Below are 12,285 nucleotides of genomic sequence, written 5' to 3' on the forward strand. Positions count from 1 at the left end.
TCACTTGACCACGAAGCGGATGGCGCTTTGCCAGGGCTTTTCGCCGGTCGCCTCGACCCGGACCTGTGCCTCCCAGATCCCCGGCGCCAGATCGGTGGTCACGCCGTAGCCACCGGAGCGCAACGGCGCGAGGCGCACGGTCCGGTCGTCGCGCTCGGTGGCGGGGCGTCCAATGGTGGCTGCGACCAGCGCGCCGGGCAGGGGCCGGGACGCGGCATCGCGCAGATCGACCTGGAAGACACCGTCGGAATACGCCGTCGTCGCCGTCCAGCCGCGCCCCGCCTGGGCGGTGCGTTCGGCTGTCAGCTCGTTGAAATGCTGGCTCGCAATGTAGCTGTTCTCGACGACAAGGCCGCTCCAGCTCGTGTTGGCGAAGACGGCCAGGGTCAGATTGACCGAGATGATAGTGCCGAAGAACAGCGCCATGACGCCGATCATGTGCAGGCCGGTGAATTTTTCAGGACGAAACACGCGACGTAGCATGGGTCAGTTCCCCGTCTCGAAGATTGCGGAATAGCTGTCGGTCTCGCCCGCGACCGGATCGGTGACCACGAAGCGGAAGCTGGTCTCGCCCGCCTGCAGCGCGCTCGCCGGCTGGGCGACGAAGACCCGCAGGGCGCGAAGCTGGTCCGGCGCGACGGGGATGTCGAAGCTCCGGGCAGCCGGCGCATCGATGTCGGCAATGGTCATCGTCGCCTCCGGCAGGCCTTCGAGCGCGAGCCCGATGGTGCGCGGCTGCGGCAGCATGTTGAGCAGCTTCACGGTGTAGCCGTTGCGGATCGACCCGTCGGCGAGGGTGACGGCGACCGGGTTGCGATCGTGCTGGACGTTGATCTCCAGACGGTCGCGGGACAGGAGGGCGATGGTCAGCCCGACGCCGATTGCCGACCACATGGCCAGGTAGATCAGCGTCCGGGTGCGCAGAATGATCCGCCAGTCGAAGTGCCGCAGCCCGGCGATGAAGCGGCCCGCACTGTCGCGCACACGGGACGGGTCGATGGCACCGGTCGCCGGATCCGTGGCGGCAGCCATGTTGGCGTTGTAGTCGCTGAGCGTCGCGTAGGAGATCAGGCCGCGCTCGCGTCCCAGCCGGTCCATGACGCCATCGCAGGCGTCGATGCACAGGGCGCAGGTGATGCAGGCCATCTGCTGGCCGTCGCGGATGTCGATGCCCATCGGGCAGACCGCGACGCAGGCATTGCAGTCAACGCAGTCACCGGCCGGCAAGCCCGCCGCCGCGGCCTTCTTGGCGCCGCGGGTCCGCGGCTCGCCGCGCCAGTCATTGTAGGTGACGGTGAGCGAATCCTCGTCGAGCATCGCCGCCTGGATGCGCGGCCAGGGACACATGTAGATGCAGACCTGCTCGCGCATCAGTCCGCCGAAGACGTAGGTGGTGGCGGTCAGAAGGGCGACGGTGGCATAGGCGATGAACGGCGCCTCGCCGGTGAGGAAGCTCATCAACAGGCTCGGGGCGTCGGCGAAGTAGAAGATCCAGGCGCCGCCGGTCGCCACGGCGACGACGATCCAGGTGGCATGCTTCAGGACCCGCTTGCGCAGCTTGTCGACGCTCCAGGGCGCGTTGTCGAGCTTGATGCGGGCATTGCGGTCGCCCTCGAAGAAGCGCTCGATGACGAGGAACAGGTCGGTCCAGACCGTCTGCGGGCAGGTGTAGCCGCACCAGGCCCGGCCGACGGCGGAGGTGACCAGGAACAGACCGACGCCGGCCATCACCAGCAACCCGGCGACGAAGAAGAACTCCTGCGGCCAGATCTCGATGAAGAAGAAATAGAAGCGGCGGTTGGCCATGTCGATCAGGACGGCCTGATCGGGCGCGTAGGGACCACGATCCCAGCGCAGCCACGGCGTGACGTAATAGATGCTGAGGGTGATCGCCATGATCAGCCATTTCAGCCGGCGAAACTGCCCCTCGGTGCGCTTGGGAAAGATCTTCTCGCGCTTGGCGTAAAGCGGCTGGTCCTGCCTGCCGGCGGCGTTGACGGCTTCGACGTCGAGGCGTTCGATGTCGGGCTGATGCAGCATGGTCTCTCTCGACGTTCGGCGGGCACCGCGGCGCGGCATCCGTGTCGATAGACCCGCCCCGGCGGACCGGCCTTGATCTGCATCAACGCCCGGCGGTGCGCGGGTGCGTCGCAGGAGCGCAGCATCGTCGACGGCCTTGCCGGCAAGACGAAGCCCCCGGCTGGCGGGCCGGGGGCTTTGGTCGCGACCTCCCTCGCGACCGGGCGGCGGGATCCTATTCGCCGCCGCCGAGGCTGTGGACGTAGACCGCGAGTTCCTTGATCGCGGTGTCGCCGAGGCGCTCGCCCCAGGCCGGCATGACGCCATGGCGCGGCCGGCTGACCTGCGTCGCGATGGCGGTCGCGTCCCGTCCGTAGAGCCAAATCGCGTCGTTGAGCGCGGGCGCGCCGACCTCCTTCATGCCTTCGCCCGTCTCGCCATGGCAGAAGACGCAGTTCTGCGCGTAGATGTCGGCACCGCGCGTGGCGGCTTCGGGCTCGTCGTCGCGTCCGGTCAGCGACAGGACATATTGCGCGACGTCGCCGATCTGGTCGCGATCGAGAATGCCGTCGCGCCCGAAGGCCGGCATGTCGGCGACACGGGTGTCGGGGTCCGGCGCATAGCGGATGCCGTGCTGCAGCGTGACGGCGATCTCCTCGAGCGAGCCGCCCCAGATCCAGGCGTCGTCATTAAGGTTCGGATAGCCCGGACCACCGGCTGCCCCGGAGCCATGGCACTGAACGCAATTGACCTTGTAGGCCGCTTCGCCGGCGGCGATCGCAAAGGGGCGCAGCTCCGGATCGGCGGCGATGGCCGCCACGTCCGACGTGCGGATCGCCGCGATCCGGTCGGCATTGGCCATCTCCAGCGCGGACATCTCGGTGCGCAGATCCGCACGGCTCGACCAGCCGAGCAGGCCCGTCGTCGCCGAATTGACCAGCGGCCAGGCCGGATAGAGCACCGTATAGACGGCCGCGTAGGCGATGCAGGCGTAGAAGGTCCACAGCCACCAGCGCGGCAGCGGGTTGTTGAGCTCCTTGATGCCGTCCCAGGAATGGCCGGTCGTCTCGATGCCGCTGACGTCGTCGATGTCCTTGTGATCGCTCATCGGTCAGTCCTCGCTGAAGGGGATGCTGGCGGCATCGTCCGCGGCGCGCTTGGCGCCCGGCCGCAGGACCCAGGCAAGAACGCCGAGGAAGAACAGCGTCAGGGCAAGGAGCGCCCAACTGTCGGCGAAGGCACGCATGCTGTGGTAGTCGAAATCCATCCGGAGGCTCCTAGCGATCGTTGCGTTCCGGCTCGTAGACGGAGAAGTCCACGAGGGTGCCGAGCACCTGCAGGTAGGCGACGAGCGCGTCCATCTCTGTGAGACGCTGGTTGTTGCCGTCGAAGGTGCCGACGACCGCCTTGGGGTAGCGGGCGAGAAGGCCGGTCGTGTCGCCGTCGGCATTCGCCTGGACCGTCAGGTCGGCCCTGGCGTTGTCGATCATCTCGTCGTCGTAGGGCACGCCGACTGCGCGATTGGCGCGCAGGTGACCGGCCGGGTCCCGCATGTCGAGATCGGTCGTCGCCAGGAAGCCGTAGGACGGCATCACCGATTCCGGCACGACCGATCGTGGCTTGATCATGTGCTGGACGTGCCATTCGTCGCTGTAGCGGCCGCCGACACGGGCGAGATCGGGGCCCGTGCGCTTCGACCCCCACTGGAACGGATGGTCGAACATGGATTCGGCCGCGAGGCTGTAATGCCCGTAGCGCTCGACCTCGTCCCGGAACGGCCGGATCATCTGGCTGTGGCAGGCGTAGCAGCCCTCGCGGATGTAGATGTTGCGCCCGGCGAGCTCGAGCGGCGAGTAGGGCCGCATGCCCTCCACCTTCTCGATGGTGTTCTCCAGGTAGAACAGCGGCGCGATCTCGACGATGCCGCCGACGCTGACCACCAGGAGGGACAGGACGAGAAGCAGCGTGGCGTTGCGTTCGACCCGGCCATGCTTGGCGAGAATGCCCCGGGCGACCGGGTCGGCCTTCACTTCCGGCAGGGCGCCGTCGAGGGTCGGATGTTCGGTTTTCTTGGTCATGTCTGGCCCCTTACCCTGCCATCTGGATGGCGGGCGTCTGGCCGCCCATCGGTACTTCCGACCGGATCTCGCCGCGGATGGTCTTGTAGATGTTGAAGGCCATGATTAGCGCGCCGGAGAGGTACATCAGGCCGCCGAGCATGCGCAGCACGTAGTAGGGATGCATGGCCGCGACGGTTTCGGTGAAGGAGTAGACGAGGTAGCCGTCGGCTCCGTATTCGCGCCACATCAGGCCCTGCATGATGCCCGAGACCCACATCACCGCCGCGTAGACGACGATGCCAAGCGTCGCGAGCCAGAAGTGCCAGTTGACCAGGCGCAGGCTGTAGAGCCGCTCGCGATGCCAGAGCTTTGGCGCCAGATGGTAGACCGCGCCGAAGGAGATCATGCCGACCCAGCCGAGCGCGCCGGAATGGACGTGACCGATGGTCCAGTCGGTGTAGTGGCTCAGCGAGTTCACCGCCTTGATCGACATCACCGGACCCTCGAACGTCGACATGCCGTAGAAGGCGACGGAGATGACCATCATGCGCAGGATCGGATCGGTGCGCAGCTTGTCCCAGGCGCCCTGCAGCGTCATCAGGCCGTTGATCATGCCGCCCCAGGAGGGCATCCACAGCATGATCGAGAAGACCATGCCGAGCGTCTGCGCCCAGTCGGGCAGGGCGGTATAGTGGAGGTGGTGAGGCCCGGCCCAGATGTAGAGGAAGATCAGCGACCAGAAGTGGATGATCGACAGGCGGTAGGAATAGACCGGCCGGTTCGCCTGCTTCGGGATGAAATAGTACATCATGCCGAGGAAGCCGGCGGTGAGGAAGAAGCCGACGGCGTTGTGGCCGTACCACCACTGGGTCAGCGCGTCCTGCACGCCGGAGAAGGCCGAATAGCTCTTGGCGCCCATGAAGGAGACGGGCATCGAGAGATTGTTGACCACATGCAGCATCGCGATGGTCACGATGAAGGCCAGGTAGAACCAGTTGGCGACGTAGATGTGGGGTTCCTTGCGGCGGATCAGCGTGCCGAGGAACACGGCCAGGTAGGCGAGCCAGACCACCGTCAGCCACAGATCGACATACCATTCCGGCTCGGCATATTCGCGGCTCTGGGTGATGCCGAGAAGGTAGCCGGTCGCCGCCAGGACGATGAAGAGCTGGTAGCCCCAGAACACGAACCAGGCGAGATTGCCGCTCCACAGGGTCGCCCGGCAGGTGCGCTGGACGACGTAGAAGGAGGTGGCGATCAGCGCGTTGCCGCCGAAGGCGAAGACCACGGCGGAGGTGTGCAGCGGACGCACGCGGCCGAAATTGAACCAGGGCTCGATGTTCAGGTCGGGCCAGGCGAGCTGCGCGGCGGCAAGCACGCCGACGAGAAAGCCGACGATGCCCCAGGCCACCGTCGCAATGACGCCGTAGCGCACCACCTCGTCGGCATATTCGGTGCCGTTGGTCTTCAGCGGAATCTGCGCGGCACCGGCGAACTCGATGCGCCGCAGCAGCACCACCGTCGCGCCCGCCAGAATGAAGAACAGGACATAGGCATGCGCGGCGAACTGCGCATCCCTGGCAAAGCCGGCCCCGAGCAGCGCGACCAGCGCCGCGCCGCCGATGAACATCGCCTCGGTTTGGTATTTCACGTCAGGAACCCCCTCGGTCACAGGCCCGCCGGACGCCGGTTCGATCAGGCGATCGCAATTGCGGGATGGAGGTGGTGTGGCAGCGGAGAGTGTCCGGCGCTTTGATGTCGATCAAGCGGGACGGTGGGAGGTGGCGTTGTGCGCTGGCGGCGGTGTTGCGGGCGCAGACGTGTGAGTTGGGTCGGTGGGCGACACGGCGGTTGCGGGCACCGTTATCGCGGGCGGGCGCAGCGTTCGCCGCGACGTGGCGGAGAGCTTGCCCGCGAGGCGGTAGGCGGCTGCCAGGATTTGGCATGGGTCCTCGGGTCGAGCCCGAGGATGACGACCTTGTTCGGGAGCTTGGCGCGTAAGCGCACTGGGCGGCGCGTGCTGGCCGATGCCGCGCGGCGGCGATGACGACCTCGACGGTGGCGGTGACGGTGACGCTAGCGGAGCCGGAAGTCGACGCTGAACAGAACGCAGTTAAAGAGCAGGAACAGAAGCAGAAGCGACCGCAGAGGCGAACGACGGCTGGCCGCGGGACTGTCAGGAATTCCGTGTGTGGGCGGGCGGTTGAACAATTTCAGGCCATGGCCTGTGTGAAGCGCTCACCGTAGAGGATGGCGAACTGCGCTTTGGCCATTGCCCACTCACGAGGCGGCATTTTCCACTCCTTCTCCGATTGATTCAAGACCAGGAAGAGAAGCTTCATCGCAGCGTCGTCGGTCGGGAAGTGGCCTCGAGCCCGGACAGCCCTGCGCAGTTTTGAGTTCAAAGCCTCAATAGCGTTGGTCGTATAGACCATTCTGCGGACCTCCTCGGGGAAGCCATAGAACGGAACGACCTCGGCCCAGGCCCGGCGCCAGCTCTGCCCAATGGCTGCGTATCGGTGGCCCCATTCGCCTTCCTCAAAGGCCGTCAGGGCCTTCTCGGCTGCCACCGCGTCGGCCGCTCGGTAAATGTCCTTTAGCGCGGCCGCGACGGCCTTGCGGTCCTTGTAGGACGTGAAGTCGAGGCTGTGGCGCAGGAGATGGACAATACAGGTCTGGACGGTGGCTTCAGGGAAGACGGCGACGATGGCCTCAGGAAAGCCCTTCAGCCCGTCGACGATGGCAAGCAGGACGTCCTCAACGCCGCGGTGCTTCATCTCGTTCATGACCCGCAGCCAGAACTTGGCGCCCTCGTTCTGCTCGAGCCAGAGGCCGAGGATTTCCTTGGTGCCGTCGGCGCGCACGCCAAGGGCGATGTGGACCGCCTTGTTTCTGACGAAGCCTTCGTCGCGGATCTTCACACGCAGAGCATCGAAGAACACGATCGGATAGACCGCCTCCAGTGGCCTGGCCTGCCAGGCGGCGACCTCTTCCAGAACGGCGTCCGTGACCACCGAAATCAGGTCCGCAGAAACATCGACGCCGTAGAGATCGTGAAGGTGCCCAACAATCTCCCGATTGCTCATTCCCCGGGCATACATCGAGATGATCTTCTCGTCGAAGCCCGGGAACCGCCGCTGATATTTGGCAATGAGCTGCGGGTCGAAGCTGCCCTGCCGATCCCGCGGCACGGCAAGATTGAACTTGCCGCTGTCCGTCGTCACGGTCTTGCGGCCGTAGCCATTACGGCCGTTTCCGGCGCCGTTCTCGCCGGCCAGATGGTGATCCATCTCGGCGTTCAGGGCACGCTCGGCGAATGCCTTCTTCAGGCCGTCGAGCAAACCGCCCGGGTCGAAGGCAGTCTTCGGATCGGCGCCAGACAGAAGCTGGTCGAGAAGCGCGTCAGGAATGCTGGGTTCTTTGCGGCGGGCCATGGGTCTCTCCTTCGGTCCCATTATGCCCGCTCACACACGGAATTCCTGACAGTCCCGCTGGCCGCCACATCCGCCGCGCGTCAACCTCGGGCTTGACCCGAGGACCCATGCCTCGACGGTGGCGGTATCAGAGACGCTGCAGAACGGACCTCATCGACGTGCCGCCACCCGCCGCCGCCCGTCACGCCCCACGGCAGCGCCACGCCTCACTCGAACGCCTTGCCGTTCCACTTCACCGAGACCGACTGGCCGCCATGCCCGTGCATGGAGATGGACAGGCGGCGGCCCGGGCCGATGGTGACGCCGCCGCCGAGCGCCTCGCTGACCTTCTTCAGGAGACCGCCGCGGCGGACATAGAAGATCACCGAGCAGACCTGCGCGCCGCAGAACCCACTGCGACCGAACCGGCTATCGCTGCAGAAGATCGCGTCATGGGACAGGATGAGGTCCGACTTGCCGTCGCCGTCGAGGTCGCGCTCGATCACGCCGACCGGATCGATCGTGCCCCGCCCGCCATCGCAGGCCTCGGCGATCTGTTCCTTCACCACCCAGGCCGCCGCCTTGGTCCGTGCCTCGGCCGGCGACCACACCAGGGCGATGGTCAGGATCGTCAACAAAGCCCTCTTCATCTCGACACCTCCCGTTGCGTCATATGACGAACCTGCCGGGGGACGCGGCGCAAGGCAAGCAGAGGCGGGCTTCCGGGGGATCCTTCTCATTTTCCTCGACCTGACGGAGCCAGTCGTCCGCGACAGTTCCTTCAGAGGAGAGTTCGAGACGTCCGTTTTCGATCAAGAGCACCCCAGATAGAGAGGGGACCAAATAGCCTGCTTCTCTGAAAAGCCGGAGATCAACCGGCGGAAGAGCTCACCCCAAGGTATCACCACTCCCGCTCAGCGTCTCGACGCCAGGATTGGCGCTCTTCAGTGCCGCAATGTAATTGCGCGGGAAGAGCAAGTGGTTGACCGTTTCCAGACCCATGAAGTCAGCGATCTTGTTCGTGAAAGATGAGCAGTTATAGGCGACCGCGTGCCAGAGGGGGCTGCTGCCCTGAAGCTGCCGAATCCGGCCGAGGATACGCTGATACTCTTCCGGTGTGAGTGCGATGGTCATCTCGTTCTGAAGATACCGGATCTCGGTGTCCCCGTCCGAGAAGCCGGTCTCGGATGGGACCGGGGCTATATGGCCCATGGAATAGACAGCGTTGCCGCCTGCGGGGTGAAGGCCGGCGATCTCGGTCATGTTCGAGATGAGGACTCCGCCATTGTCGTAGGGAACGTTGCCGCGCGAATCGAGCTCGCCGAACGCGACGAACGAATGGCCGTAGCTCTCAGCATTGCGGGCACGGAAAGAGATGAAGTAGGGCTTCGCCAACTGGCCAACGGCGCTTTGCCCCGACCAAGGTGTGAATCGAACCTGCTGATCGATCCCGGCGAAGCTCGTGGCAGGAGCTCCGACCGTCATGTTCGAATTCGACGAATTCGATGAGCAACCGGCAAAGGCCGCGACCAAGATTGCGATCGCAGTGAATCTTGCAAGAAACTTTGCCATGTCGGTCGATCCCAAACGCGTCGTTGTTCAATCTCTCCGGCATGAGCATTCACGACTGGCTGTGAAGATATGGGGAGAGCTGCAATCCCCTAGGGGCTGACTAAGGCCTAAGTTGGGTAGGGTCTCGGGAGCGCAGCAAGAGAAGAACGACCTTCCAGGTCACCGCCATTCATTGAGCTCCCGCCCGCCGGCACCGCAGGTGGTGGAATGGCCGGCTCGGGATACGGTATCCAAGTCTTAAGCGAGCATCAGGCCTGACTTCGACCCTCGGAGCCGCCGCATCGATGAATTACCCACATGCAGAACCCATTTCCGAACTCTTCAGCACTAATGATTTATCCGCCGTGAAACCGGATCATCTCCTGGTTGGGATACGCTGGGCAAGCAAGCTTACGGCTTGTCGACGAGGGTCCGTCGCAGTGCCGCAGAGAGCCTGTCGATCCGCAGGGCGGCGGAAACAGCTTGTGCGAGACGCTGGACGAATCCGACAAACGGGTCGACGCTCGGAACAGTTACGGCAGCGCCGGCCAGGATTCCGACCCCGGCCCCTGTGAGAATGTCGATCGGAAAGTGAATGCCGATCGCCACACGTGACCAGGCGACGAGCAAGGTCGCCGCGGTCGTGAGCGCTGCGAGCTGGCCCCTTGCGCATAGCGCGAGCGTTGCGGCCACCGCGGCCATGATGGCCACATGATCGCTCGGAAACGAACTGTCGCTCGCATGATCGAGCACGTTGCCGGCCAGACCTATCATGAAGGGTCGCGGTTCGAACACGAAGAACGAGACGATCCCCGACACAGCCAAAGCGACAGCCGCAGAGATGCACGCCCGGATCCCTGCCTTGCGGTCAGAGACGTCATTCCGGATCCAGAGGCCGATCAATACGATCGGCACGGCGAAGATCACCCATTGCGCAGCCCAAGCCTCCAGCGGCGCGAGAGAGGCGGCTGCGAGATCATGAACAGCGCTGTAGATCGAAACGTCGAATGTCGTTGGCATGGATCCCTCATTGTTTCATGAGGACAATGGCGCGTCAGGATCGCCCGAACGTGGCCGGGACTATACCCTTCGGTATAGCGGACGCATTTGCAGTAAGGACGCCTCGTCCCCGCAGACGGTCCGGTGTGGTGAGATTGGCGCCGTGCGCGACCGCTGCGCTCGCCGCCCCAAACGTCAGAGCAACTCCAGGACGCGCAACCAGACGCCGACGGCAAGTCCGCCATTTGCAAGCAGCAGGACGAACACGGCGGCCGAGCCGAGATCCTTGGTCTCCCTGGCGAAGGTGCTCCATTCCGGCGACAGGTGATCGACGATGTGCTCGATTGCAGTGTTGATCGCTTCGGCGGCGAACAGGATCGTGAAGCAGATCGCCTGGGCAAGGATCGCCAGCGCAGACACGCCCGTCAGGGCATGCAGCAGGAATACGACGAAGGCGACGAGCAATTCGTGACGAAAGGCCTCCTGTCGCCATAGGACGCGCAGGCCGCCTATCGAGTAGCCTGTCGCCGCGACGACATGGTCGAGGCCGCGCTTCTTCGGCGCCGGGCCGGGAACGGATCTGGTGCGGCTCATGCGCGGGGCTCTTCCGTGTCGTCGCCGGTGTTGCCGGCGTCCGGATCGCGGCAGGGCGTGGTCAGATCGAGCGCCGGGTCGTAGACCGCCGTCTCGACGTCCATCATGCCGAGCACGGTGTGGAACAGGTTGTCGTGGCTGAGCGCGTCGCCACTTTCCTCAGCGAGGCAGGCCCGATCGAGCGCCTCGTCGCGCGAGAACCCGTCGGAGAACCAGGCGATCATGGGGACGTGGGTCTGTTCGACCGGCGCCATGAAATAGGGAGCGGCGTGAAGATAGAGCCCGCTCTCGCCAAGCGATTCGCCATGGTCGGAGACGTAGATCATGGCTGTGTCGATCCGGTCTTCGTGCGAGGCCAGCACATCGATGATCTGCGCCAGATTGCGGTCGGTCTGGACGATCGTGTTGTCGTAGGCGTTGGTGAGTTCCTCGGCGGTGCAGTCGGCCAGTTGGGGCGTCCGGCAATCGGGCACGAACCGTCGCGCTGTCTTATCGTAGCGCTTGTAATAGGCCGGGCCGTGGCTGCCGATCTGGTGGAGGACGATGACGCTGTCGGTCTTCAGGTCTTCGATGGCAGTCTTCAACCGGTCGACGAGCACGTCGTCCCGGCATTCTCCGCCCTCGCAGTAGCGCGGGTCGCCTACCTCGGGGAGATACTCGTAGGCGCGGCGGTCAGCGACGCCCTTCGAGCCGGTGTTGTTGTCGAACCAGGATGTCGCGACGCCGGCGTGGTCAAGGACGTCGAGAAGGTTCTCGGTGGAGTTACTCTTGCTGTCGGAATAGTCGCTCCGCCCATAGACGGAGAACATGCACGGCAGCGACACGGCGGTCATGGTCCCGCAGCTCTGCACGTTCGAAAAGGCGACGACGTCGCGTTGGGCCAGTTGCGGATTGGTATCGCGATCGTACCCCAGGAGACTGAAGTTCTGGGCCCGGGCGGTTTCGCCAGCGACGACGACGAGAAGCCTCGGACGCCCACCTGCATTTGCGGGGGCGCGCCGGGCGTCCTCACCCAAAGCCGCCACGACCAGATTGCGGTCCTTGAATTGCCGATCGACGAGCTTGCCGAAGCCGACGATGGCGCCTGCCGGATTCAGGCTCGCCATCAGGTCCCGATGATTGCGAAAGGTCGCGGCGAAGGTCGAGAAATTGGCGAAGACGATGGCGAGGACGACCAGAAGAGCTGGCGCGATGAAGGCGGTGTTCCAGCCAGCCTTCGCCAACACGGTGCGATGGCGCACGCGCACGAGACAGATGGCGAAGGCGGGCAGCACGCCGAAGAGGACGACGTGCAGGAGGAAGTCGGGGGTGATCAGGGCGCCGGCTTCCGCCGGCGTCGTGACGACGGCGTTCTGGATCATGTCGCGGTCGACGACGATGCCGAAGCTGTCGACGAAATAGGAAGAGACCGCGGCCACGAGGACGAAGAGGATGAAGACGGGCTTGATGACGTATTTCATCGAAAACATCGTCAGAAGGGATGCGCCGAGAAGGACGATGGCCGCGCCAAAGGCCGCGAAGGCGAAGGAGTGGCCGTCGAAATAGGTCCATCCCTTGATCCAGAACGCCCGGTTGGCGGTGGCAAGAACGAAGATGGTGACGAGCAAGCTGAGCTGGATGCTGGTCAGGCTGGGGCGTTTCATCGGCAG

Annotated in this window: 12 protein-coding genes; all 12 read right to left on the reverse strand. The window is 64.7% G+C overall.

Annotated features, from left to right (window positions below):
* On the reverse strand, positions 1–483 hold the full coding sequence (locus SI859A1_RS09625) for a FixH family protein (RefSeq protein WP_009209594.1): 483 nt from the start codon (positions 481–483) through the stop codon (positions 1–3).
* Positions 484–486: 3 nt separating this feature from the next.
* Positions 487–2,040 carry a cytochrome c oxidase accessory protein CcoG gene (gene ccoG, locus SI859A1_RS09630; protein WP_009209595.1) on the reverse strand — a complete coding sequence of 518 codons (1,554 nt, stop codon included), beginning with the start codon at positions 2,038–2,040 and terminating at the stop codon, positions 487–489.
* A 214-nt stretch (positions 2,041–2,254) separates the two neighbouring features.
* Positions 2,255–3,127 carry a cytochrome-c oxidase, cbb3-type subunit III gene (gene ccoP / locus SI859A1_RS09635; protein WP_009209596.1) on the reverse strand — a complete coding sequence of 291 codons (873 nt, stop codon included), beginning with the start codon at positions 3,125–3,127 and terminating at the stop codon, positions 2,255–2,257.
* A 3-nt stretch (positions 3,128–3,130) separates the two neighbouring features.
* A complete protein-coding gene (locus SI859A1_RS09640; RefSeq protein WP_040325645.1) occupies positions 3,131–3,286 on the reverse strand; it encodes a CcoQ/FixQ family Cbb3-type cytochrome c oxidase assembly chaperone in 156 nt (51 codons plus the stop codon).
* Positions 3,287–3,296: 10 nt separating this feature from the next.
* On the reverse strand, positions 3,297–4,097 hold the full coding sequence (gene ccoO, locus SI859A1_RS09645) for a cytochrome-c oxidase, cbb3-type subunit II (protein WP_009209597.1): 801 nt from the start codon (positions 4,095–4,097) through the stop codon (positions 3,297–3,299).
* Between the two features lie 10 nt (positions 4,098–4,107).
* Positions 4,108–5,709 carry a cytochrome-c oxidase, cbb3-type subunit I gene (ccoN, locus tag SI859A1_RS09650; RefSeq protein ID WP_420804767.1) on the reverse strand — a complete coding sequence of 534 codons (1,602 nt, stop codon included), beginning with the start codon at positions 5,707–5,709 and terminating at the stop codon, positions 4,108–4,110.
* A 583-nt stretch (positions 5,710–6,292) separates the two neighbouring features.
* Entirely contained in the window at positions 6,293–7,513 is a 1,221-nt protein-coding gene (locus SI859A1_RS09655) for an IS256 family transposase (RefSeq protein ID WP_040325647.1), read from the reverse strand.
* Positions 7,514–7,719: 206 nt separating this feature from the next.
* On the reverse strand, positions 7,720–8,142 hold the full coding sequence (locus tag SI859A1_RS09660) for a hypothetical protein (RefSeq protein WP_148233795.1): 423 nt from the start codon (positions 8,140–8,142) through the stop codon (positions 7,720–7,722).
* Between the two features lie 238 nt (positions 8,143–8,380).
* Positions 8,381–9,064: a hypothetical protein gene (locus tag SI859A1_RS09665; protein ID WP_040325649.1), complete on the reverse strand. Its 684-nt coding sequence runs from the start codon at positions 9,062–9,064 to the stop codon at positions 8,381–8,383.
* A 390-nt stretch (positions 9,065–9,454) separates the two neighbouring features.
* Positions 9,455–10,063, reverse strand: a complete 609-nt coding sequence (locus tag SI859A1_RS09670) for a phosphatase PAP2 family protein (protein ID WP_050767499.1) — start codon at positions 10,061–10,063, stop codon at positions 9,455–9,457.
* 174 nt (positions 10,064–10,237) lie between these two features.
* Positions 10,238–10,636: a diacylglycerol kinase gene (locus SI859A1_RS09675; RefSeq protein ID WP_009209603.1), complete on the reverse strand. Its 399-nt coding sequence runs from the start codon at positions 10,634–10,636 to the stop codon at positions 10,238–10,240.
* On the reverse strand, positions 10,633–12,279 hold the full coding sequence (locus SI859A1_RS09680) for a phosphoethanolamine transferase (protein WP_009209604.1): 1,647 nt from the start codon (positions 12,277–12,279) through the stop codon (positions 10,633–10,635). Before SI859A1_RS09680 ends, SI859A1_RS09675 begins: the two co-directional genes overlap by 4 nt.
* Positions 12,280–12,285 lie beyond the last annotated feature (6 nt).

This window comes from Aurantimonas manganoxydans SI85-9A1 (assembly GCF_000153465.1).
Taxonomy (GTDB): Bacteria; Pseudomonadota; Alphaproteobacteria; order Rhizobiales; family Rhizobiaceae; genus Aurantimonas; species Aurantimonas manganoxydans.

Excerpts from the sequence above, each read along its gene's own strand:
- SI859A1_RS09625 (WP_009209594.1), bottom strand. The coding sequence starts at position 483 with ATGCTACGTCGCGTGTTTCGTCCTGAAAAATTCACCGGCCTGCACATG.
- ccoG (WP_009209595.1), bottom strand. The coding sequence starts at position 2,040 with ATGCTGCATCAGCCCGACATCGAACGCCTCGACGTCGAAGCCGTCAAC.
- ccoP (WP_009209596.1), bottom strand. The coding sequence starts at position 3,127 with ATGAGCGATCACAAGGACATCGACGACGTCAGCGGCATCGAGACGACC.
- SI859A1_RS09640 (WP_040325645.1), bottom strand. The coding sequence starts at position 3,286 with ATGGATTTCGACTACCACAGCATGCGTGCCTTCGCCGACAGTTGGGCG.
- ccoO (WP_009209597.1), bottom strand. The coding sequence starts at position 4,097 with ATGACCAAGAAAACCGAACATCCGACCCTCGACGGCGCCCTGCCGGAA.
- ccoN (WP_420804767.1), bottom strand. The coding sequence starts at position 5,709 with ATGTTCATCGGCGGCGCGGCGCTGGTCGCGCTGCTCGGGGCCGGCTTT.
- SI859A1_RS09655 (WP_040325647.1), bottom strand. The coding sequence starts at position 7,513 with ATGGCCCGCCGCAAAGAACCCAGCATTCCTGACGCGCTTCTCGACCAG.
- SI859A1_RS09660 (WP_148233795.1), bottom strand. The coding sequence starts at position 8,142 with ATGAAGAGGGCTTTGTTGACGATCCTGACCATCGCCCTGGTGTGGTCG.
- SI859A1_RS09665 (WP_040325649.1), bottom strand. The coding sequence starts at position 9,064 with ATGGCAAAGTTTCTTGCAAGATTCACTGCGATCGCAATCTTGGTCGCG.
- SI859A1_RS09670 (WP_050767499.1), bottom strand. The coding sequence starts at position 10,063 with ATGCCAACGACATTCGACGTTTCGATCTACAGCGCTGTTCATGATCTC.
- SI859A1_RS09675 (WP_009209603.1), bottom strand. The coding sequence starts at position 10,636 with ATGAGCCGCACCAGATCCGTTCCCGGCCCGGCGCCGAAGAAGCGCGGC.
- SI859A1_RS09680 (WP_009209604.1), bottom strand. The coding sequence starts at position 12,279 with ATGAAACGCCCCAGCCTGACCAGCATCCAGCTCAGCTTGCTCGTCACC.